This is a genomic window from Paralcaligenes ureilyticus (assembly GCF_004346225.1).
Classification (GTDB): Bacteria; Pseudomonadota; Gammaproteobacteria; order Burkholderiales; family Burkholderiaceae_B; genus Paralcaligenes; species Paralcaligenes ureilyticus.
In genome coordinates this window covers 13,615-36,928 of sequence record NZ_SMAJ01000005.1, presented here as the reverse complement: position 1 = coordinate 36,928, position 23,314 = coordinate 13,615, and the positions used below count along the sequence as shown (strand labels likewise).

Here is a 23,314-nt window from a genome sequence, read left to right as displayed (position 1 = left end):
GGAGCCCGAACCGCCTTAATCGGCCACGGCGCGGGGCTAGAAGGTTTTATGCGGCATAGAGCGGCACAAAAGAATGCCACGTGCAGCGAATGCCACCCACAAGGGGTGGCGCTACAGGGTGGCGCTACAGGGTGGCGCTACAGGATGCCCGCCCGAGAGCCAAAGACCAGCCGCGCAGGCTGGTCAATCCCAGCCCTGTCCCGCTAATTGGGTAAAATCGTTCTGTAGCGCAATACGTTCACATTGCGAAGATCGAAGCGAGAGCCCTGAATGACCCATGTCGTCACCGAAAACTGTATCAAATGCAAATACACCGACTGCGTCGACGTATGTCCGGTAGACTGCTTTCGCGAAGGCCCCAACTACTTGATGATAGACCCCGACGAATGCATAGACTGCGCCGTCTGCGTACCCGAATGCCCCGCCAATGCCATCTTCGCAGAAGAAGACGTACCCCAGGACCAACTGGACTTCATCCAGATGAATGCCGACCTCTCTCCCGGCCTGCCCACCATCAACCGCTCCAAAAAACCACCCGAAGACGCCGACCAATGGAATGGCGTCGAAGCCAAATTGAAATATCTCGAGCGCTGATTCCAACATCCGGGCAACACTCCAAAAACAGAATGTTGCAGCGCCGCAACACATCCATTTAGCCAATCGCCCATTCGTGCACGGCCCCCTTCGAGGGATTTCCATACCAGGGAGCCACTAGCAATTCTGCCAATTCTGTGATTAGCTAATAACCATATGGCCTTTGTAACCTTATTTTAAGGAGGTCAGATTCTGTTTCCAGGTCAGATCCGCATCGATCCAGGCCGGCGGCAGATAAAAGCAAAATTCGCGAGAGGGGCCTCATTCATGTCCATGCTGTATCAGTTACACGAACTTCAACGATCCTTTCTGACGCCATTGGCAGCATTCACCAGCACCGGCTCGCAACTGTTTTCACACCCCTACAGCCCCTTTGCCTACATGCCGCTATCGCGGCAGCTTGCTGCAAGCTACGAGTTCGTGCACCGCTTGGGCAAAGATTACGAAAAACCACAATGGGGTATCGACTCGACGCAAATCGCGAATCGAACCGTACCCATCGCCATCCACACGGCGATCAACAAACCCTTTTGCCAGCTCGTGCACTTCCAGCGCCAGCTTCCCGCCAAAACCCGGCCAGACCCGACAGTGCTGCTGGTAGCGCCGCTTTCAGGACACCATTCCACACTGCTGCGCGACACCGTGCGCGCGCTGCTGCCCGAGCATAACGTATACATAACGGATTGGGTCGACGCCCGTATGGTGCCGACCACAGCAGGCCCCTTCCACCTGAACGACTACGTCAAGTATGTGCAGGAGTTCATCCGCTTCCTGGGGCCCGACGTTCACGTCATTTCAGTTTGCCAGCCCACCGTGCCCGTCCTGGCGGCCATTTCGCTTATGGCCACCAACAACGATCCTTGCCTGCCGCGCAGCATGGTCATGATGGGAGGCCCCATCGACCCACGCCAATCGCCCACGCAAGTCAATCGCCTGGCCACCACTCATCCTTACTCATGGTTCGAGGACAACCTGATTCAACATGTGCCCACCCGCTTCCCGGGCTCCGGACGGCTCGTTTATCCAGGATTCTTGCAACATGCCGGATTCATGGCCATGAACCCTGACCGGCATCTGCGCTCGCACTACGAGTTTTACCAGCATCTGGTCCGGGGCGACGACAGCGACGCCGAGGCGCACCGTCGCTTTTACGACGAATACAACGCCGTCATGGACATGCCCGCCGAGTTTTATCTGGACACCATCAAAACCGTTTTCCAGGAGCACCAATTACCATCGGGCACCTGGGAAATCGACGGCCAGCGCGTCAATCCGGCCGACATCGGCACCGTGGCCCTGCTGACCATCGAAGGCGAGCTCGACGACATCTCGGGCCAGGGGCAAACACGCGCCGCGCTGACCCTGTGCCGCGGCATCAGCCGCGATCGCAAGCAACACTACACGGCTCCAGCCTGCGGCCACTACGGTATTTTCTCGGGACGCCGCTGGCGCGAAACGATATGTCCTAAAATAGCAACGTTCATACGCCAATCGGCGTAGTCGCTTGCGTTTGGCTTCACCCCGTTCAGGAGCCTTTCGCGGCTCCTGATTTCATTTATGCCCGCATTGTCACTCACCGACCGTATCGACGCCCTCCTGCCCCAAACCCAGTGCACCAAGTGCGGCTACGATGCCTGCCGCCCGTACGCCGAGGCGATGGCGCGGGATCACGAAGCCATTAATCGCTGTCCGCCGGGCGGCGCTGCGGGCATCGCGGCCCTGGCGGAGCTGCTCGACCAGCCCATCGCCTTGCTCGATCCCGATTGCGGCACGCATCAGCCACTTCAGGTGGCGGTCATCGACGAAGCCCATTGCATAGGCTGCACGCTATGCATCCAGGCCTGCCCGGTCGATGCCATCGTAGGCGCCAACAAGCAGATGCATACGGTCATCCCCGACCTGTGCACCGGCTGCGACCTATGCGTGGCGCCCTGCCCGGTAGACTGCATCACCATGGTGCCGACCGGCCACGACTGGACTCCCGCGCTTGCGGGCGCGGCCCGCATCCACTACCGGCAACGACAGTCCCGCCTGATGACCCGGCACCACGAAAACTCAACACTGGCCGCCAGAACTCTGGCCAACAAGGCGGAGCTGGCAAGCGCCGCGCAAAACGATGCCCCTGCCAAACAGCGGCTTATCGCCGACGTGCTCGCCCGCGCCCGCGCCCGCCGCAACAAGGCCACATCATGAACGCAACCGCATGAACGCCACCAAACGCGCCGAAATCTTCGCCCGTCTGCAGGCGGCCAATCCGCAACCCACCACCGAGCTGCGTTACGGCACCACGTTTCAGCTACTGATTGCGGTGATGCTCTCGGCACAAGCCACCGACAAATCGGTGAACCTGGCAACGCAACGTTTTTTTCCCGATCATGGCACTCCTGCGGGCTTGCTGGCGCTGGGGCAAGAGGCATTGAGCGAGCACATCAAAACAATAGGCCTGTACCGCACTAAAGCCAGCAACGTCATCAAGACCTGCGAGATTCTGCTGGCGCAGCACCATGGCGAAGTCCCCCATGATCGCGCCGCGCTCCAGGCGCTGCCGGGGGTCGGACGCAAAACCGCCAACGTCGTGCTCAACACCGCTTTCGGCGAACCGATGATTGCCGTCGATACCCATATTTTCAGGGTCGCCAACCGAACCGGCCTGGCGCCGGGTAAAAATGTGCTCCAGGTAGAACTCAAGCTGCAGCGGGTTGTGCCGCAGGCCTATCTTGTCAACGCGCATCACTGGCTGATTTTGCACGGACGGTACATTTGTACCGCACGCAAGCCAAAGTGCCCGCAATGCGCCCTGGCCGACCTGTGCGAATACAAACACAAAACGCCCGCTTAGGGGTTTTCCATAATCCTATGTACTATGTAAAACCCGCATGGTGTTTTGCCTGAGACCGTCGCATACTTGCAGAATCTAAAAATAGCTTTCAACCAAACTGACGGGCATGAGCGAATACATTCTAGAAACCAAAAACCTGGTCAAAGAATTCCGGGGGTTTGTCGCGGTAAGCGACATCAATCTGCAGGTAAAGCGCGGCCATATCCATGCGCTTATCGGCCCCAACGGTGCCGGCAAAACCACGTGCTTCAACCTGCTGACCAAATTTCTTACCCCGACGTCGGGCAAAATCATTTTCTCCGATGTCGAAATCACACACGAGCATCCCGCCCAGATCGCGCGTCGCGGCATCATTCGTTCATTCCAGATTTCCGCCGTATTTCCGCAACTTACCTTGCTCGAGAACGTGCGCATCGGATTGCAGCGTGCAACCGGCCTGTCCTTTCACTTCTGGCGCAGCGACCGCGCGCTCGATCGTCTGAACGACCAGGCCATGGCGCTGCTCGAACAGGTCGACCTGGCCAAATACGCCGGCGAACACACCGTCAACCTGCCCTATGGCCGCAAACGGGCGCTTGAAATCGCCACCACCCTGGCCATGGAACCCGAACTGATGCTGCTCGACGAGCCCACGCAAGGAATGGGTCACGAAGATGTCGACCGCGTCACGCAACTCATCAAAAAAGTCAGTGCCGGGCGCACGATTCTTATGGTTGAACACAATATGAATGTCGTCGCTTCCATTGCCGACAAAATCACCGTGCTGGCGCGTGGCGCGGTATTGGCCGAAGGAAGCTATCAAGAGGTCTCGCACGATGCGGCGGTCATGCAAGCTTACATGGGCACGACCACGGGCGAGCTCGAAGGAGCCCACGCATGAGCACCCACGCGCTTGAAATTTCCGATCTACAAGCGTGGTATGGCGAGTCCCACGTTCTGCATGGCGTAAACCTTACGGTGTCCCAAGGCGAAGTCGTCACCCTGCTGGGCCGCAACGGCTCCGGGCGCACGACCACGCTGCGCGCCATGCTGGGCCTGACCGGCTCGCGCCAAGGCTCCATCCGCATCCACGGCACCGAATCCATTCATTTGCCCACCTACAAAATCGCCCATCTCGGTATCGGCTATTGCCCCGAAGAGCGCGGCATTTTCGCTGGCCTCTCGTGCGAAGAAAATCTGCTGCTGCCGCCCACAGTTGGAGACACGCTGGGCGGCGGGATGTCGCTGGCCGAGATCTACGAAATGTTTCCCAATCTGCAAGAGCGCAAGTATTCGCCCGGTACACGGCTTTCAGGCGGCGAACAACAAATGCTGGCCGTTGCCCGCATCCTGCGCACCGGCGCCAATATGCTGCTGCTCGACGAAATCTCCGAGGGGCTGGCGCCCGTCATCGTGCAGGCGCTTGCCCGCATGATCACAACCCTCAAGGCAAAAGGCTACACCATTATCATGGTCGAACAGAACTTCCACTTTGCAGCGCCTCTTGCCGACCGCTTTTACGTTATGGAACACGGCCAGATCGTGGAACAATTTAGCGCGGCTGAATTACCAGCCAAGCAAGAAGTGCTTAATACGCTGCTAGGCGTTTAAACACCTATTTCCACCGGAGAACCCGGTAAACCACACAAAGGAGAGCCATTAATGAAACTGCGCACACTATCCGCAGCCCTCGCCGTAGCCGGACTAAGCTTCACCGGGTTAAGTCACGCCGCCGGAATTTCCGACAACGTTATACGCATCGGCTTTATTACCGACATGTCGGGCGTTTATTCCGACATCGACGGCAAAGCCGGCGCCGACGCCATCCGCATGGCCATCGCCGATGCAGGCGGTGAAATCAACGGCAAAAAAATCGAACTGCTGGTCGCCGACCACCAGAACAAGGCTGATGTGGGTTCGGCTCGTGCACGCCAATGGTTCGACGAACAGCATCTCGACATGCTGGTGGGCGGCACCAATTCCGGCGTGAACCTGGCCATGGCCCCCGTTGCCGCCGAAAAGCACAAACCCATGTTCGCCGTCGGGCCAGGCTCGTCCAACATGACCAACTCCGGCTGCACTCCCTACAGCATCCACTACGGCTACGACACGGTGGCGCTCGCGCGCGGCACAGCGCCGACCATGGTCAAACAGGGCGGCAACACCTGGTACTTCCTGACTGCCGACTACGCTTTCGGCCACTCCCTGCAGCGTGACGCCACCAAAGTCGTCGATGCAGCGGGCGGCAAGGTCGTCGGCAGCGTCAACGTACCGCTAAGCGCCACCGACTTCTCGTCATTCCTGCTTCAGGCTCAAGCGTCCAAGGCAAAAGTACTGGCCCTCGCCAACGCCGGCGGCGACTTCATCAATTCGGTCAAGGCCGCCAAAGAATTCGGCATTACCAAAACCATGAAACTGGCCGGCTTGCTGGTGTTCATCAACGACATCCACGCCCTGGGCCTGCAGGCCACGCAAGGGCTGTACCTGACCAGCGCCTGGTACTGGAACAAAGACGACGCGTCGCGCAAATGGGCCCGGCGTTTCTTCGCACAACAAAAACGCATGCCTTCGTACCTGCAGGCCGGCGACTACTCCGCGGTATCGTTCTACCTGAAAGCCGTCAAGGCTACGGGCACCGACGACGGCGACACCATCATGAAATGGGTCAAGTCGCATAAAGTCAACGACTTCTTCGCCGGCAGCAATGGCTATGTGCGCGAAGACGGCACGCTGATGCACGATATGTATTTGATGCAAGTCAAAACACCCGCTGAATCCAAAGAACCCTGGGATTACGTCAAGCTGGTCAAAACCCTGCCCGCCGACCAAGTCTATAATTCGTTGGCTGACTCGACCTGCAAGTTCGTTAAAAAATAAAACCTTGTTATAAAAGATCTGCGACCTGCCAAGCAGGCTGCAGGTCTTTTATTACCTGAAGCACACTACATTTTGTCATGGATTTTCAAGAAATATGACTGAAATATTCGGCATGCCTATTCAAGCACTGATGGGTCAGCTGTTGCTGGGCTTGGTGAACGGCTCATTCTATGCAGTGCTTTCTTTGGGCCTCGCAGTCATATTCGGTCTGCTCAACGTCATCAATTTTGCACACGGCGCCTTCTACATGCTGGGCGCCTTCGTCGCGTGGATGGGCCTGCAATATTTCGGGCTCAATTACTGGGTCATGCTGATTCTGTCGCCCGTCGTGGTCGGACTCTTCGGCATTATCACCGAACGCCTGCTCCTCAAGCACCTGTACAAGCTCGATCCCCTGTACGGCCTTTTACTCACTTTTGGCTTGGTCCTGCTTATCGAAGGCTTGTTCCGCAGCCTTTATGGCGTATCGGGCCAACCCTACAACACGCCCGACATTCTGCAAGGCGCCGTCAACCTTGGTTTTATGTACCTGCCCATTTATCGCGGCTGGGTCGTCGTTGCCTCCGTAATCGTCTGCCTTGCCACCTGGTTCATGATCGAAAAAACCCGCCTCGGGGCTTTATTGCGAGCGGGAACCGAGAACCCGAAACTGGTGGAAGCCTTTGGCGTAAACGTCCCGTTGATGATCACGCTCACGTTCGGCTTTGGCGTGGGCCTGGCCGGCTTTGCGGGGGTGCTGGCTGCACCGATCCTGCAAGTGTCGCCACTTATGGGCTCGAACCTCATCATCGTCGTATTTGCGGTGGTGGTCATCGGCGGCATGGGGTCCATATTGGGCTCGATCGTCACCGGCCTGGGGCTGGGCGTCATTGAAGGCTTTACCAAAGTGTTCTGGCCACAGGCCTCGAACACCGTGGTATTTATCATCATGGTCATCGTTTTGTTGCTGCGTCCAGCCGGCTTATTCGGGAAAGAAAAATGAAGCGTCAAGTCATCGCCTACGTGCTGGCAGTCATTGTCATTGCGCTGCTGCCCGCAATGGGGGCCTATCCCATCTTCGTCATGAATGTCATGTGCTACGCCTTGTTCGCCTGCGCATTCAACCTCCTGATCGGCTATACCGGCCTGCTGTCGTTTGGCCATGCCGCGTTCCTGGGCGGAGCGGCCTACGCCACCGGCCTGTCTCTGGCCACATGGGGCTGGTCGACCTTGGGCGGCTTGTTATTCGGTACGGTCATAGCGGCCATCATGGGCCTGATCATGGGCGTGTTGGCCATTCGCCGCAGCGGCATCTACTTCGCCATGATTACGCTGGCCATGGCGCAAATGGTTTTCTTCTTCTTTCTGCAGGCGCATTTCACCGGCGGCGAAGACGGCCTGCAAGGCATCCCCAGAGGCCATATGTTCGGGCTCGATCTGAGCAACGACCTTAACCTCTATTATGTTGTCATGGTGATTTTCGTTGGCGGCTATGCCCTGATCTGGCGCACCGTCAACTCGCCGTTCGGCCAGGTGCTCAAAGCCATACGCGAAAACGAGCCGCGCGCTATCTCGCTGGGCTATAACGTTGATAATTTCAAGCTGCTGGCCTTCGTGCTGTCCGCTACGCTGGCCGGGCTGGCAGGCGCGACCAAATCGCTGGTATTCGTTTCGGCGACCCTTTCGGACGCAACCTGGCAGATGTCGGGCCTGGTCATCCTCATGACGCTGATAGGCGGCCTGGGCACGCTTACCGGCCCGGTCGTTGGGGCGTTCATCGTGGTGCTGCTTGAAAACAAGGTAGGTGAGTTGGGGCGCTTCCTGGCTCAAACCACCGGCATGACCGGGTTCCGCGTACTGGGCGAGTCGGTCACCATCGTCATCGGCCTGATCTTCATCATCTGCGTCATGTCTTTCCGGCGCGGCATCATAGGCGAGATCATCCACCATTTCCGGCCCAGAAAAGCCGACGCGACGTAACAGCGCCACGCTTTTGTAGCGGCACCCCTTGTGGGTGCCATCGTCACCGCGACCAAACAATCTTCGACAGAACTGCTCAATTTGACGCGGCGTGGGCGGTTAAGGTAGATCGGGCTCCGACGTGCACGGTTCTGGCTGCGCCAGAACTTCCCGCGCGGATGAACTGCTTTGGGGCGGTGCGCAAACTCGCAACATGACCCGTCCACTGGACGGGTCAAAACCGTTGCTCAAACAGTGCGCCCCTTGCCTCCCCAAAGCAGCTCATCCGCGCGGCGTGCCCAAGTCGCCCGCTCTACCTTAACCACCCACGCCGCTCGCGTAGTTGATGTTGCGACCATCGCCAATGTAGAGGCGCCACTCGTGGGCGCCGTTAGCGCGCTATAGACACCATCTTGACCTTAACGATTTTGGCAGCCACAAGGAGTGCCGCTACACACCCACCGGTTTCTTATCGGCGCGGCCCAGCCCCAGATAGCTTTCGATCACGCGGGGGTTGCCGATCAGTGCCGCCGAAGGGCCTTCGAGCACCACCTCGCCGGTCTCCAGGACATAGCCGTAATCGGCCACCTGCAAGGCCGTGCGGGCGTTTTGCTCGACCAGCAAAATAGACACGCCGGTGCGCCGCAGACGCGAAATAATCTGGAAAATTTCCCGCACAATACGCGGCGCCAGCCCCAGGCTGGGCTCGTCGAGCATCAAGAGTTGCGGCTGCGCCATCAACGCGCGACCCACCGCCAGCATCTGCCGCTCACCGCCCGACAAGGTGCCCGCCTCCTGCGTCCTGCGCTCGCGCAAACGCGGGAACAAATCGTAAACTTCCTCGATCTTCGCCTTCCAGCCGGATTTGCCGGCGCGGTAGAGCCTGAATCCGCCCAAGAGCAAATTATCTTCCACCGACATGCTGCCAAACAGCTCGCGCCGCTCGGGCACCAGAGACATGCCGCCTCCCACGCGCCGTTCTACCTGCCAGGAACCCACCTCCGATCCCAGGTACTGAATCGAACCCGTACAATGCCCCGTGAGCGGCAACGAACCCATAATTGAATTGAGTAAAGTCGACTTGCCCGCGCCATTGCCGCCAATGACCGTCACGATACTGCCCCGGGCAACCCGGATGCGCGCTCCCGCAACGGCCGTTACCTTGCCGTACTTGGCCGACAGATCGGCAACCTGCAACACCATTTCTTCAGACGGGTTCATGCCGCGGCCCCCGCCAAGGGCTCGCCCACTGGGCCATCGAGCTCCAGATCATCATCGATGCCCCCAAGATAGGCCTCGAGCACCGCCGGATTCTGCTGCACCTCGGCCGGCAGGCCTTCGGCCAGCTTGATGCCAAAATCCATGACCACCAGGTGGTCGGTCAGATTCATGACAAAATCCATATCGTGTTCCACCAGCAAAATACTCATGCCCTCGGAGCGCAGCTGGCCCAGCACTTTGGCCAGTTCCTGTTTCTCTTTGTAGCGTAAGCCGGCGGCGGGCTCATCAAGCAGCAACAGCACGGGATCGGCCGCCAGTGCGCGCGCAATTTCCAGAATGCGCTGCTGCCCCAGGGCCAGATTGCCGGCCTGCTCGTAGAGATAATCGCCCAACCCCACACGCTGCAGTTGAGTGGCCGCTTCGTGCAGCAACGCGGCTTCGCCACGACGCTCGAGATGCAACGCCGAGGATAGAACACCGATACGGCTGCGCAGATGCGCGCCCAGCGCCACGTTTTCAAGCACCGTCATGGTGGGCAGTATCTGCACGTGCTGGAACGTGCGCCCGACACCCAGCCGGGCGATTTCGCGCGACAGCAGATGGTCGATCCGGCCCCCCAGGAAATTGACCTTGCCGCTCGTCATCGGCAAGACTCCCGTAATCAGATTGAAGGTCGTACTTTTGCCGGCGCCGTTAGGCCCGATGAGGCCCATGATCTCACCCGCGCGCAGCGCGAAGCTGATGTCATTGACGGCGACCAGGCCGCCGAATTCCTTGCGTATCCCTTCCACTTCGAGCACCAAGGAGCCTCTATCTGGCCTGGCGCGCTGTACAAGCGGCTGCGTGGCGGGCGGCGGTGCTCTGCGGCGCAGCGGCGCCTTGCCCGTCAGCGAGTCCCACCAGGACGCCAGCACCGGCCAGACGCCGTTGCGGGCATACTGCAGCACCAGAATCATCAGCACGCCAAAAACAATCAGTTCGAAATTGGCGCTGGTGTTGAGCAGGTGCGGCAACACGTTCTGGATCTGATCTTTAAGCGTCAGGATCAGACCCGACCCCAGCACCGCGCCCCATACGCTGCCGGCTCCGCCGACCACGGCCATGAAGAGAAATTCAATGCCGTAATTCAGGCCAAACGGGCTGGGGCTGACGGCGCGTTGCATATGTGCGTACAACCATCCCGAAACGCTGGCCAACAACGCCGCGTAGACAAAGATGATTACCTTGTATGACACCATATTGATGCCGAACGACTCCGCCATCCCGCCGCCGCTTCGAAGCGCACGAATGGCGCGGCCGGGCCGCGAATCGAGCAAATTGCGGGTCGCCCACATCGACAAGAGCAAAATCACCCATATCAGGTAATAAATATGCCGGCCGCTGCCCAACGATATGCCCAGAAAATCGATCGGAGCAATGCCGACGATACCGTCGTACTGCCCTAGAAACCCAAGGTTGCCAAACAGGTAATACAGCGACAGGCACCAGGCAATCGTGCCCAAAGGCAGGTAGTGGCCCGAAAGCCTCATGGTGATCACTCCCAGCACATAGGCCACCAGGAATGTCAGCACTAGGCCGATAACCAACGTCAACCAGGGCGACAGCCCCAGCGCCGTGGACATCCACGCCGTCGTATAAGCGCCTATCCCCACAAACGCCGCCTGGCCAAACGACGTCAGGCCGCCCACGCCGGTCAACAGCACCAGCCCCAGCACAACCATGCTTGTCAGGCCAATATAGTTGAGCTGGGTAATCCAGAATTCCGGGGTGGCCGACAGCATAGGCAAAATCGCCAATACCAGCAAAACCACGGAAAGCGCAAGCCGGTTCATCATGGCCTTATTCCTCCTCGTCGACGTGATGTGCGCTAAACGAACGCCACATCAGCACAGGAATAATCAGCGTAAACACGAAAACCTCTTTGTAGGCGCTGGCCCAGAAAGACGAGAACGACTCAATAATTCCCACAAACAGGGCGCCCACTGCAGCCAGCGGGTAGCTGACCATCCCACCGACAATGGCCGCTACAAAGCCTTTCAGCCCGATGATGAACCCTGTGTCGTAGTAAATCGTCGTGACCGGCGCAATAAGCATGCCCGACAAGGCTCCGATCGCCGCAGCCAGCGTAAACGTGAGACTACCCGACATATTGGTGCTGATGCCCACCAAACGGGCACCGCGGCGATTGACGGCCGTTGCACGCAGCGCCCGGCCATACAGGGTTTTGCCGAAAAAAAGCCATAAAGCCACAATCAGCACGGCGCAAGTGCCCAGTACAAAAAAGGTTTGCGCCGACCAGCTCACTACGCCCAGGTGCACGTCGCCAGTGACAAAAGGCGGCGTGCGCCAGCCCTCGGGGCCGAAGAAAACCAGCGCCAGGCCCGTCATGGCGAAATGGACCGCGACCGCAATAATCAGCAGCACCAGCACGCTGGCCTCGGCCACCGGCTGATACACCAGACGATAGATCATGGGCCCCAGAGGAACCACCAGAATCATGGCAAAAATGACATTGACCCACAGCGGGGTCGTGGGGCTCACGATAAAGGGCGCGATGAAATACAAGGCCAGCGGCAGCGCCACCGCCCACAGCAAGGTCTTGGGCACGCTCGCCCAATTGTGGCTGCGCAGCGCAACAGCGAACTCCACCACAAAGGTCAGGATGCCTACGATCAGCAACAGGTTCACGGTGCCCGGCACCTTGCCGTTAACCAGGAAAGCCAGCGTCAAGGCTCCAAAGGCCACAAACTCGCCCTGTGGGATGAAAATGACGCGCGTCACCACAAACACCAGCACCAGCGCCAGCGCCAGCAGGCCATAAATCGCGCCATTCACCACGCCGTCCTGCAACAGGATCAGTACTATCGTCGAATCCATCTAGGAAAACACCATCGATTAGAGTTCAGGAAAAACGTGCGCCGCACACATCAAAATTGATGACAATAAATACCGGCCTCGGGGGCCGGTGCTCGTGGACCGAAAGCAACTGGCCGGCGCCACGGCCGGCCTGTGCTGCGAACATTACAGATCGGGCTGATAGGTCCATTTGCCGTTGACGACTTTCACCATGACACGGGCGCGATTGTCGAAGCCCGCATGATCGGTGGGACTCATGTTGAACACGCCTTGCGAAGCAGCCAAGTTCTTGATTTTTTCAAGCGAATCGCGCAGAGCCGCACGGAATTCAGGCGTGCCCGGCTTGGCGCCGGTCTTGAGTGCGCCCGGAATGGCGGCGGCAACCAAATGGCCAGCGTCCCACATATGGCCGCCAAAAGTGTTCATCGAACCGGCGCCGTACTTGCCGTCGTAGAGCTTCTCGTAGGTAAGCGCGCTTTTCTTGACCGGATTGCTGTCGGGCAGTTGATCGGCCACCAACAACGGGCCGGCGGGAAGAATCATGCCTTCGCAATCTTTACCGCAAACACGCAACACGTCATTATTGGCGGCGCCGTGCGTTTGATAAATAATGCCCTTATAGCCGCGACTTTTCAGCTCACGCTGCGGCAACGCGGTAGGAGTGCCCGCGCCCGCGATCAGGATGGCGTCGGGCTTGCCGGCCATCATTTTCAGAACCTGGCCGGTCACGCTGGTGTCGGAGCGGCCATATTTTTCAACGTTCGTAATCTTGATGCCCTTGGCCTGGGCTTCCGCCTTCATGACATTGAGCCAGCCTTCGCCATAAGCGTCGGAAAAACCGATGAAGCCCAAGGTTTTGACGTGCTGCTTGACCATCGCATCACCCAGGGCCGAAGCCATCAACTGATCGTTTTGCGGCGTCTTGAAAACCCATTTGCGAGCCCCCTCCTGGGGCTCGACGATTTTGGCGCTGGCCCCCAATCCGATCATGGGCGTTTTGGTTTCGCCCGCCACATCCACCATGGCCAGGCAGCTGGGGGTGACAGACGAACCAAGCACCACGTCGACTTTATCGTCGGTGATGAGTTTGCGCATGTTCTTGACGGCGCGAGTGGTGTCGGTGCCATCGTCGAGCACGATGTATTCGATTTTCTCGCCCGCGACTTCGGTCGGCAGCAAGGCGACCGTATTGCGCTCGGGGATGCCCAGCGAGGCTGCCGGACCGGTGCTGGAGACCGTAATCCCGACCTTGATCTGCGCCGAACTGATTAAAGGCAGAGCAAGCGCCACCGCCCCGACCAGAATCGAAAGCCGAAATGACTGACTGATGTTCATCGTTGTCTCCAGGTAAAACACCGTGCAGGCACGGCGCCAATGTTGGGTCGAAAAAAATTATACAAAAATCGATGAGTATAAGAAATTAATGTATCACATTAAATCTGCCGGAAAACCGATATTCCCCATCGATGGTTTAAGCTTCCAGCAATTTTACGACTAAGCAGACGATTATCGATAGAAATAGATACAAAGTCTTTAAGGGGATTCCCTGTATCGGGCCGCCGAAAACGCGTTGAGCTGTTAAAAAGGCGTTTGGGCCGCCTATTGCAGACCTTACCCGGTGAAAGCGTCGGCCGCGGAATGGCGGGGAACCATACCTGCATATAAAAGTCGATTAACATAGCAGATACCGGGAATGATGGGGTGGATGTAGTTATGCAGAAATGGCACCCACAAGGGGTGCCGCTACAGAAGAAACGGTCCCGCCGCTAAAACGGTCCCGCCGCTAATGTAGTGGCAGCCCTTGTGGCTGCCAGGTCGCACGTATAACGGACCTATAACGACGCCCCATACCGGCGCCAGATTGACAAAGGATGTCTATCGAACCATACAATTCGATATTCCTTTTTCTTGTACATAAACAGGAACTTGCCGTGAACACAGTAAACAAAACCGACGCGCAGTGGCGCGCGGAGCTTAGCCCGGAAGAATACCAGGTGGCCCGGCTAAAAAGCACCGAGCGTCCATTTACCGGGCGCTACTGGAACACCACCGAACCCGGCATATACCGTTGCGTGGGTTGCGGCACCGCTTTGTTCGCGTCCGACACGAAGTTCGACGCGGGCTGCGGGTGGCCCAGCTATTTCGAAGCGATCGATCCGGCGCAGGTGCGCGAAGAAGTCGATACCAGCCTGGGCATGGTGCGCACCGAAGTCTTGTGCAATGTCTGCAATTCGCACCTGGGCCATGTGTTTCCCGATGGCCCGCCGCCCACCGGCCGACGCTACTGCATTAACTCGGTCTCCCTTAAATTTGAACCTGCCGCATGAAGAAATTCCTGTTCGACCTGTTTCCGCTCATTCTTTTTTTTGTAGCGTTCAAATTTGCGGATATCTACACGGCCACGGCGGTAGCCATCATCGCTGCAGTCGTTCAATTCATTTGGCTCAAGGTCACGGGCAAGACAATTGAAGCGACCCACTGGATCAACTTGTCGGTTATCGTGATCTTCGGCGGCGCCACTCTGTTCTTCCACAACGACGTGTTCATCAAATGGAAGCCTACGGTTTTATATTGGCTATTTGGCGGTATCTTGTTGGTGGGCAAATGGGTCTTCAAGCGCAACCTCATGCGCAAGGTGCTGGGCGCGCAAATCCAAATGCCCGAAGCTATCTGGGACAAGCTCAACCTGAGCTGGGCCGGTTTTTTCGCTGTATCGGGAGCCTTGAACCTGTATGTGGCGTTTTCGGGCCAATTCACCGAGTCGCAATGGGTCAATTTCAAGGTATTCGGGCTTATGGCGCTGCTGCTCGTCTTTGCCATCGCCCAGTCCATCTGGCTTAGCCGCTACATGAAAGACGAGATTGGTCAGACGGGGGTTTTATCCAGCCCGGGGGAACCAAAGGAACCCAGTTAATGTCTATTGACCGTACGGAACTGATCCGGGAACGTTTGTCTGCCTTGTCGCCTACCCAGCTTGATATCATCGACGAATCCCATCTGCACGCGGGGCACGAAGGCGCCAAAGGCGGGGCTGGCCATTACCGGATTATTATCTCCTCGTCACAATTCAACGGCTTGGCACCGCTGGCCCGCCACCGGCTCGTGTATGATCGCTTGCACGATTTAATCCCCTACCCCATTCATGCGCTGGCAATTGTCGCCAGCGCAGTTAAATAAAGGAATTACATGAAACGAATCGCCGTATTAGCCGCAGCATGCGTTATTGCGGTCCCTGCTTTTGCGCAAAACGTAGCTACTGTCAATGGCCAGGCCATTACCCAAGGCAGTCTGGACCAGTTCGTCGCCCTGATGGTCAAGCAAGGCACCAAAGACACGCCCGAACTGCGCGCCCAAGTCAAGCAGGAAATGATCAACCGCGCCGTGGCCATCCAGGCTGCGGAAAAAGCAGGTATCGATAAACAGGCCGACATAAAGCAAGAAATCGACCTGTCGCGCCAAAGCATATTGGTGCGCGCACTGATGGCCGATTACCTCGCCAAGCACCCTATCACCGATGCCAATGTGCAGACCGAGTACGACAAGATCAAAAGCGAACAGGCCGGCAAGCAGGAATATAAGCTGCGCCACATCCTGGTCAAGGATGAAAAAACCGCGACCGATCTAACCGCTAAAATCAAAAGCAAGAAAATCAGCTTCGAGACCGCCGCCAAGCAAAAGTCCATCGACCCGGGTAGCGGCAAGAATGGCGGCGAACTGGGCTGGGCGCCGGCCACCAATTACGTGCCCGAGTTTGCGCAGGCCGTGGAAAGCCTGAAAAAAGGCCAGATGACCGACAAGCCGGTGCAAACACAATTCGGCTGGCACATCATCCAGGTCGAAGATACGCGCCCCATGAAGTTCCCTGAACTCAAGGACGTAAAGCCGCAAATCGAGCAAATGCTGCGTCAGCAGGCCTTGGCCACCTATCAGCAAGAATTGCTGAAATCGGCCGTCATCAAGTAAGGCTCCCCGCCGATGTAGCGGCAGCCCTTGTGGCTGCCATGTTCGATTTTCCACAAACCTATGGCACCCACAAGGGGTGCCGCTACAAATAACGTACCTCTCGCTCATGTAGCGGCACCCCTTGTGGGTGCCATTTTCACCTCAAAATTAACCAGCTTCCAGCAGGGCAATCAACCCGGCTTCGTCGATCACGGCAACGCCCAGTTCCTGCGCCTTGGTGAGTTTGCTGCCGGCGTCGGCGCCGGCCACCACATAGCTGGTTTTTTTCGATACCGAAGCGCTCACCTTGCCGCCCGCGGCCAATATACGTCGCGCCGCCTCGTCGCGCGACCAGTTGGGCAGGGCACCGGTGAGCACCAGCGTTTTGCCGTTAAGGCGCCGCCCTGTGGGCTCATCCACCGGCAGTGCCTCGACCCCGGCTGTAGCCAAGGCATCAATAATTTCACGATTGTGGGGTTCGGCAAAGAACCGTGCAATGGAATGCGCCACGACGGGTCCCACGTCGTGCACCGCCAGCAGACTGTCCTCATCGGCCGCCATAATCGCCTGCATCGAACCGAAATGACGCGCCGCATCGCGCGCAGTCGTCTCGCCCACATGGCGTATTCCCAAAGCAAACAGTAAACGGCCCAGTGCCGGTTTGCGCGCCCTGTCGATGGCCTCGACCAGATTCTGCGCCGACTTGCGGCCCATCCTGTCGTAGTCGGCCAGCTCATCGGCGTTCAGCGCAAACAAATCGGCCAGGGACTTGATGCGGCCGCTGTCAACCAATTGATCGACCAGTTTTTCGCCCAGGCCCTCAATGTCGAGCGCCTTGCGGCTGGCGGCGTGCAAAATGCTTTGCTTGCGCTGGGCCGCGCAAAACAGGCCGCCGGTGCAGCGCGACGCGGCTTCGTCCTCAAGGCGCTCGACGGCCGAGCCGCAAACCGGACAGTTTTTGGGCATGATAAAAGGCGTTGTTCCAGATGGGCGCTGCTCCAGCACCGGCCCCACCACCTCGGGTATCACATCGCCCGCACGCCGCACAACCACCGTGTCGCCCACTCGTACATCCTTGCGGCGCACCTCATCCTCGTTATGCAAAGTGGCATTGGCGACGGTTACGCCGCCTACAAACACAGGCTTTAAGCGAGCCACAGGCGTAATCGCTCCCGTGCGGCCGACCTGCACATCGATGCCCAGCAAAATCGTGGTTTCTTCCTGCGCCGGGAATTTATGGGCTACGGCAAAGCGCGGAGCCCGCGCTACATAGCCCAACACTTCCTGCGCCGCCAGCGAATTGACTTTGTACACGACCCCATCGATATCGAAAGGCAAATCGGCGCGCCGCACGCCCACATCCCGATAAAACTCCAGCAAGCCTTCGGCGCCTTTCAGAACCCGCCTGGACTGATTCACCGGCAGGCCCATGCGTTCGAACCAGTCAAGCATCTGGGCATGTGTCGCACAGGGAACCGCGTGCGAGGCCTCGCCGGACGGCTTCGTCAGGCTGCGCCCGGCGCCCTTGATTTCACCCCAGCCATACGCAAAAAACCGCAGTGGCCGGGTCGAGGTAATGCCCGAATCGAGTTGCCGCAGGCTGCCCGCGGCGGCATTGCGCGGATTCACAAAGATTTTCTCGCCGCGCTCTTGTTGCGCCTGATTAAGCCGCTCGAAATCGCGCCGATTGATCAGTACCTCGCCGCGCACCTCGAGCACCTCGGGATACGCCCCGGTCAGCATCAGGGGCACCGAACGAAGGGTGCGGATATTGTGGGTGACATCTTCGCCCGTGCGCCCATCGCCGCGCGTGGCGGCCTGAACGAATCTGCCCTCTTCATAGCGCAGGCTGATCGCCAAGCCATCGAACTTGAATTCCGCCTCGTACTCGGCCAGGTCGACCGCGCCCAGCAGGCCAGCCTCGCGCAGGGTATCGCACACGCGCTTGTCGAAGGCCAGGACATCTTCCGGCTCGAACGCGTTGCCCAGCGACAGCATCGGCTGCGCGTGCCGCACCGTCGCAAAGGCCGCCAGAGGCGCTGCCCCAACTCGCTGCGAGGGTGATTCCGGCACGAGAAGATCGGGGTGATCCCGTTCGATTTCCAGCAGCCTGGCCATCAGGCGATCATACTGAGCGTCCGAAACAATGGGGTCATCGAGCACATGGTAACGACGATTGTGCTCGGCAATGGACAAACGCAGGGCCGCAAGTTCTTCGCGCAGCGCTTCATCGGGACCCGAACCGGTCACGAAAACACCCTTAGCGTACGCTCGGCTCCTGCGGGAAAACCGGCTTGTTCAAGCTTGCGATAGAGTTCAAGCAATTGGGTATCGATCGCCTGATCGGACCCTTCGGCCACCGGCCGTCCCTGATCATCGACCAACACCGCCTGCAAGCGGCCGGACAAATCGCGCCCAACGCTCACCATCCGGCTAAACGCCTGTTCATCGGCCGGGCTATTGGGTAAATCGAGCAGTAAATCAATACGATCAACACCCGCCGATTGCACTTCCCCCGCATGCACGCCGTCGAGCAGCAGCGTGAAACGGGGAACGCCAGACTCGGCCATCCAGGCCAGCTGCGTTCCATAGGCGAGGAACCCCGCACTCTTGACCGCCTGGACCACCTCGGGCACCGGCTTGGTGCCGCCCAGACGCAGGGCCAGGCCCACCTGGGCATCCAGGCCCGCGCACAATTCATCCAATTGTTTGGCGCGGCTCATGACCGGCGCCTGTTCGGGCCCCTCGACCGAGCCTTCGAAGCGCTCGGCCAGGCTTTGCGCAATCGTCCACAAATGCGACCATTCGATATCGGTCAACGGCCCGCTGCGATTAGCCAGCAAAACCGCCAACTGCATGGACACATAGGATTCATCCAGCCGCAATTGGGCTCGATGCCCGCCGCCCTCGGCTTCGGCAAAAATCCGTACCGGCTTGCTGCCGACCTTGTGTATGTCCTGAACCGCCGCATACAGCTGATCGCTGGGCACCGGCTGGTGAAAACCGATATCGATGACGACCTCACAGGCGGGGTCGACTTCGGCCGCATCGTCGGCGGGCGCTGCACGATCGGCGCCTTCTGCGCTATACAACCCCAGCCCCGGCTCACGCCGCCCGCCGGCGCCCTGCACGCCCCCCATCAGCGGATCTTCCTGCGCCTCGGGAAAGTGTTCCTGCATTTTCTGCCGGATCCGGCGATCCTGCCACCAATTGAAGACCAGCACGACCAAAATCAGCACTATGCCCAGGGAGATCAATCCGATTTGCAAATCACTCATAGTTAACCCCGTTGCATCTGTTCATCTCTGTAGTGACACCCCTTGTGGGTGTCATTTTTATCTCTAGATACCTGTCTTGTTTATCTAGATTATGGCACCCACAAGGGGTGCCGCTACAATCATGGCGCCACAAAACTCCAACACTTATGCCTCGGCCAACTGCAGCGCCGATTCGATATCGACGGCGACAATTCGGGAGACGCCCTGTTCCTGCATGGTCACGCCCACCAATTGCTTGGCCATCTGCATGGCAATTTTATTGTGGGAAATAAATAAAAACTGAGTCTGCTCACTCATGTTACTCACCAAATTGGCATAGCGCTCGGTATTGGCATCGTCCAGCGGCGCATCGACCTCGTCGAGCAGGCAAAACGGCGCCGGGTTCAATTTGAACAAGGCAAACACCAGTGCCGTGGCGGTCAGGGCCTTTTCGCCTCCCGACAGCAAATGAATGGTGCTGTTGCGCTTGCCAGGCGGCTGCGCCATGATCAGCACGCCCGCATCGAGAATTTCGTCGCCCGTAATCGAAAGGCTGGCCTCGCCGCCGCCAAACAGGCTGGGGAACAGTTCGCCGAAATGCGTATTGACCGTATCGAACGTCGTCTGCAGCAGCGTGCGCGTTTCACGGTCGATTTTACGGATGGCGTCTTCCAGCGTTTCCATTGCCGTCTGCAGATCCAGATATTGGGAATCCAGAAAGCCCTTGCGCTCGCGCGCCGCATCGAGTTCGTCGAGCGCAGCCAGGTTGACCGAGCCCAAGCCTTCGATCTGCCGCGAAATCCGCTGTACCTCGGATTGCAGCCAGTTGGGACGGCGCCACTCTTCGGGCCGATCGGCCAAGGCAGCGCGCAACTGTTCGCGATCGGCCTCATGCGCATCGAGCTGCTCGGCGAACTGCGCGACAGCGAGCCGCGCGGCCTGCTCTTGCAACTGCAATTCGGTAATGCGCGCACGGCGCGGCTCGAGCAAACGTTCTTGGGTGATCCGGTCTTCATCGGCGGCGCGCAACAAGGCGGCCAGGTTATCCAGTTCCGTACGCGCCAGATTCAGCGCATTTTCGCGCTCGGCCCGCTGTTCCAGGGCCTCTTGCAAACCGGCCTGCGAGGCCGATGCGTCAAGCTCGAACAGCTCGCCCTGCAATCCTTCAAGCTCGTCCGTGCCGCGCCGCGCCTGTTCCGCCGCCAATTGCATATTGCGCGTCAGATCGGCAATGCGGCCCAGCAGCGTGCGCTCGGCGAATTCGGATTCCTGCACCGTGCGCTCCAGTTCGCGCAACTGTCCACGCGCCTGTTCGGCCTGGCGCGCCAATTCTTCGCCGGAAATTTCCGCGTCGGAAAATACGGACTGATGCTCCCCCAGTTCGATATCCAGTGTCTCGAAACGCGCCTCCGCCTCTTCCTTACCGGCGCGCACTTCTTCCTGCTGCAACACAACTTCGGCCAGATCTTCGCTCAGGCGCGCAGCCCGCTCGCCCGATTGCTGTGCGAGTTGCTGCAGGCGGGAGTGTTCAAGTTGTACATCGTGCAAACGCCGAGTCAGCTCGGCCACGCGCAGGCGCGCCGCGGGCATGGCTTGCGACACCTGCTGCCAGGCCGTTTCGGCGCGCGCCACATCGCCCAGAACCTGATCGGCAATCAACTGCCGGGCCTTGATTTCACGCTGCAGGTTTTCAATTTCCCGCTGCCGCGCCAGCATGCCGGCCTGTTCGGAATCGGGCGCATAAAAACGCACGCTGTGGCGATCCACAAGATGCCCCGCCTGCACAACAAAAAGCCCGCCCTCGGGCAGGGCGGCGCGCTGCGCCAGCGATGCGGCCAGATCGGCCACCACATAGACGCCGCGCAGCCAGTCGGCCAGCAAGGCGCGCAAATCGGGGTCGCTAATGCGCAACAAAGACGCCAAGGGGGTCAAGCCCGGCGCAGCGGACGGGCCAGGGCCCGCCGCCGGCATCTGGTAAAACGCCAGGCGCGCCGGCGGCGCATCGGCCGCAAAAGCACGCGCATGTTCAAGCTGGCGCACTTCCAGCGCCGTCATGCGTTCGCGCAATATCGCCTCAAGCGCGGTTTCCCAGCCCGATTCGATTTGCAACTTCTGCCACAAGCGCCCCAGGCTGGATAATTCGTGCTTGGCCAGCCAAGGCTCCAGAGCGCCCTGCCTTTGCACGTCTTGTTGCAAGGTGCCAAGCGCCGTCAGGCGCGCTTCGAGCCGCGCCAGATTCTGGGCCTCTTGCGCAGAGGCCGCATGGGCGGTCCGGCGTTCATCATCAAGCCCGGGCAAACGTTCCTCAAGCTCCAGCAACTGCGCCTGCGATTCCTCGACCTGCGCACCGATAATTCCCAACTCGGCCGCCAATTGCTCAAGCCTGGCGGGGTCGGGCGCATTCAGTTCGCGCATTTCCTGGGTCAGGCGTTCGTGACGCAACTCAAGCGCCTGCAATCGGTGATCGGCGTCACGCTGCGTCTGTGCCGTCAGGGCCAGATTCTGCTCGACTCGCGCCAGCGCAACGCGCATGGCGTCGCGCGCGCCGGCCGCGTCGCGCACCCGGGCTTCAATGTCGGGCAGATGCGCCTGCGCGTCCTCGGCGCGGGCTCGGGCCTCGGATATCTGTTGCGCATTCGCCTCGATATCGGCCTGCGCCTGGGCAATCTGACCGGCACAGTGGGTTTGCTGATCGCCCCATTCCTGTATTTGCTGCTGAAGCTGGGTACGGCGCAACTGCAGGCGGTTGCGCGAATCCACCACATGGCGTATTTCAGCCTCGAGCCGGCTGACCTGGGCCCCTGCTTCAAACAGCAGGCCCTGCGCGGCATGCACCGCATCGCCCGCCGCATAATGCGCCTGGCGGCGCGACTCGAGCGCAGATTCGCCCGCACGCAGGCCGGCCAAGGCTTCATCCAGTTCGGCTTGCGCCTGGGTAATGGCCAGTTGCTTTTTCTGCTGGTCTTCATCGGCGCTTTCTTCCCGCAACAGCCACAGGGCATGCTGCTTCTGTTCGCCGTCTTCCTGCAAGGCACGGTATTGCTGCGCCACCTCGGCTTGCGCGCCCAGTTTCTCCAACTGCGAACTCAGTTCGCGCAGGATGTCGTCCACGCGGGTCAGGTTCTCGCGGGTATCGCCCAGCCGGTTTTCGGTTTCGCGGCGCCGCTCTTTGTAGCGCGATACCCCGGCCGCCTCTTCCAGGAAAACCCGCAATTCCTCGGGGCGGGCCTCGATCAGCCGATTGATCATGCCCTGGCCAATAATGGCATAACCACGGACACCCAGGCCCGTACCCATGAAAATATCGTGAATATCCCGGCGCCGCACCTGTTGACCATTGATCAGGTAACTGCTCGCCCCATCACGCGTAAGCACCCGCCGCACGGCGATTTCCGCATAAGCGCTCCATTGGCCCGCCGCGCGCCCTTCGGAATTATCGAATACCAGCTCGACCGAGGCGCGGGCGGCCGCTTTGCGATGGCTCGACCCGTTAAAAATAACGTCCTGCATCGATTCGCCGCGCAGCTCCGACGCCTTGGATTCACCCAGCACCCAGCGCACAGCGTCGATGATGTTGGATTTGCCGCAGCCGTTGGGGCCCACCACCCCCACCAACCGGCTAGGCGTGGGGATAACGGTCGGTTCGACAAAGGATTTAAAACCGGAGAGCTTTATCTGGGTCAAACGCACGATAGACGAGGTATAAAAAGAGACGGACATATCCGCCACGCCTACAGCTATTGCGCGGCTACGAAAACAACCCGACCGGAGCCGTTAGTACAAACGGGCGGTCGGCTGCCTATGATAACGC

20 protein-coding genes are annotated in these 23,314 nt (G+C 59.1%); 13 read left to right on the top strand and 7 right to left on the bottom strand.

Going from position 1 to position 23,314, the window contains the following annotated elements; all coding sequences use genetic code 11:
- The first annotated feature begins 270 nt into the window (after positions 1-270).
- The 9 genes from fdxA (at position 271) to EDC26_RS08475 (ending at position 8,248) form a co-directional block, all read left to right on the top strand.
- Entirely contained in the window at positions 271-594 is a 324-nt protein-coding gene (gene fdxA, locus EDC26_RS08515) for a ferredoxin FdxA (protein WP_132581515.1), read from the top strand.
- A gap of 273 nt (positions 595-867) precedes the next feature.
- A complete protein-coding gene (locus EDC26_RS08510; protein ID WP_132581892.1) occupies positions 868-2,094 on the top strand; it encodes a polyhydroxyalkanoate depolymerase in 1,227 nt (408 codons plus the stop codon).
- Positions 2,095-2,151: 57 nt separating this feature from the next.
- Entirely contained in the window at positions 2,152-2,787 is a 636-nt protein-coding gene (rsxB, locus tag EDC26_RS08505) for an electron transport complex subunit RsxB (protein ID WP_132581513.1), read from the top strand.
- A 10-nt stretch (positions 2,788-2,797) separates the two neighbouring features.
- Entirely contained in the window at positions 2,798-3,433 is a 636-nt protein-coding gene (gene nth / locus EDC26_RS08500) for an endonuclease III (protein WP_132581511.1), read from the top strand.
- Between the two features lie 106 nt (positions 3,434-3,539).
- A complete protein-coding gene (locus EDC26_RS08495; protein ID WP_132581509.1) occupies positions 3,540-4,313 on the top strand; it encodes an ABC transporter ATP-binding protein in 774 nt (257 codons plus the stop codon).
- Positions 4,310-5,023, top strand: coding sequence for an ABC transporter ATP-binding protein (locus EDC26_RS08490; protein ID WP_132581507.1), 714 nt, complete (start codon positions 4,310-4,312; stop codon positions 5,021-5,023). The genes EDC26_RS08495 and EDC26_RS08490 overlap by 4 nt, the downstream gene beginning before the upstream one ends.
- Before the next feature lie 51 nt (positions 5,024-5,074).
- On the top strand, positions 5,075-6,289 hold the full coding sequence (locus tag EDC26_RS08485) for an ABC transporter substrate-binding protein (RefSeq protein WP_132581505.1): 1,215 nt from the start codon (positions 5,075-5,077) through the stop codon (positions 6,287-6,289).
- A 94-nt stretch (positions 6,290-6,383) separates the two neighbouring features.
- The gene (locus EDC26_RS08480; protein WP_132581503.1) at positions 6,384-7,271 is read left to right on the top strand and encodes a branched-chain amino acid ABC transporter permease; all 888 of its coding nucleotides are present in this window, start codon (positions 6,384-6,386) and stop codon (positions 7,269-7,271) included.
- Positions 7,268-8,248, top strand: a complete 981-nt coding sequence (locus tag EDC26_RS08475; protein WP_132581501.1) for a branched-chain amino acid ABC transporter permease — start codon at positions 7,268-7,270, stop codon at positions 8,246-8,248. Before EDC26_RS08480 ends, EDC26_RS08475 begins: the two co-directional genes overlap by 4 nt.
- A 429-nt stretch (positions 8,249-8,677) precedes the next feature.
- On the opposite strand, the gene EDC26_RS08470 is transcribed toward EDC26_RS08475, so the two are convergent.
- The 4 genes from EDC26_RS08470 to EDC26_RS08455 form a co-directional block, all read right to left on the bottom strand.
- Positions 8,678-9,448: an ABC transporter ATP-binding protein gene (locus EDC26_RS08470; RefSeq protein WP_132581499.1), complete on the bottom strand. Its 771-nt coding sequence runs from the start codon at positions 9,446-9,448 to the stop codon at positions 8,678-8,680.
- On the bottom strand, positions 9,445-11,280 hold the full coding sequence (locus EDC26_RS08465; RefSeq protein WP_132581890.1) for a branched-chain amino acid ABC transporter ATP-binding protein/permease: 1,836 nt from the start codon (positions 11,278-11,280) through the stop codon (positions 9,445-9,447). The genes EDC26_RS08470 and EDC26_RS08465 overlap by 4 nt, the downstream gene beginning before the upstream one ends.
- A gap of 7 nt (positions 11,281-11,287) precedes the next feature.
- Positions 11,288-12,325 (bottom strand): branched-chain amino acid ABC transporter permease, encoded by a 1,038-nt coding sequence (locus tag EDC26_RS08460; RefSeq protein WP_132581497.1) that lies wholly within the window; start codon positions 12,323-12,325, stop codon positions 11,288-11,290.
- Between the two features lie 144 nt (positions 12,326-12,469).
- A complete protein-coding gene (locus EDC26_RS08455) occupies positions 12,470-13,639 on the bottom strand; it encodes an ABC transporter substrate-binding protein (protein ID WP_165930965.1) in 1,170 nt (389 codons plus the stop codon).
- Positions 13,640-14,235: 596 nt separating this feature from the next.
- Here EDC26_RS08455 and msrB point away from each other — a divergent pair.
- The 4 genes from msrB to EDC26_RS08435 are packed head-to-tail and all read left to right on the top strand — an operon-like array spanning position 14,236 to position 16,267.
- Positions 14,236-14,631 (top strand): peptide-methionine (R)-S-oxide reductase MsrB, encoded by a 396-nt coding sequence (gene msrB / locus EDC26_RS08450; protein ID WP_132581495.1) that lies wholly within the window; start codon positions 14,236-14,238, stop codon positions 14,629-14,631.
- A complete protein-coding gene (locus EDC26_RS08445) occupies positions 14,628-15,218 on the top strand; it encodes a septation protein A (RefSeq protein ID WP_132581493.1) in 591 nt (196 codons plus the stop codon). The genes msrB and EDC26_RS08445 overlap by 4 nt, the downstream gene beginning before the upstream one ends.
- Positions 15,218-15,481 (top strand): BolA family protein, encoded by a 264-nt coding sequence (locus EDC26_RS08440; protein ID WP_132581491.1) that lies wholly within the window; start codon positions 15,218-15,220, stop codon positions 15,479-15,481. Before EDC26_RS08445 ends, EDC26_RS08440 begins: the two co-directional genes overlap by 1 nt.
- A gap of 9 nt (positions 15,482-15,490) precedes the next feature.
- Positions 15,491-16,267: a peptidylprolyl isomerase gene (locus EDC26_RS08435; protein ID WP_132581489.1), complete on the top strand. Its 777-nt coding sequence runs from the start codon at positions 15,491-15,493 to the stop codon at positions 16,265-16,267.
- Between the two features lie 147 nt (positions 16,268-16,414).
- Here EDC26_RS08435 and ligA read toward each other — a convergent pair whose 3' ends face one another.
- The 3 genes from ligA to smc form a co-directional block, all read right to left on the bottom strand.
- The gene (gene ligA, locus EDC26_RS08430) at positions 16,415-18,496 is read right to left on the bottom strand and encodes an NAD-dependent DNA ligase LigA (RefSeq protein ID WP_132581487.1); all 2,082 of its coding nucleotides are present in this window, start codon (positions 18,494-18,496) and stop codon (positions 16,415-16,417) included.
- Complete coding sequence (locus EDC26_RS08425) at positions 18,493-19,524, bottom strand: cell division protein ZipA C-terminal FtsZ-binding domain-containing protein (protein WP_132581485.1); 1,032 nt, start codon at positions 19,522-19,524, stop codon at positions 18,493-18,495. Before EDC26_RS08425 ends, ligA begins: the two co-directional genes overlap by 4 nt.
- Before the next feature lie 144 nt (positions 19,525-19,668).
- On the bottom strand, positions 19,669-23,193 hold the full coding sequence (smc, locus tag EDC26_RS08420; RefSeq protein WP_165930978.1) for a chromosome segregation protein SMC: 3,525 nt from the start codon (positions 23,191-23,193) through the stop codon (positions 19,669-19,671).
- Positions 23,194-23,314 lie beyond the last annotated feature (121 nt).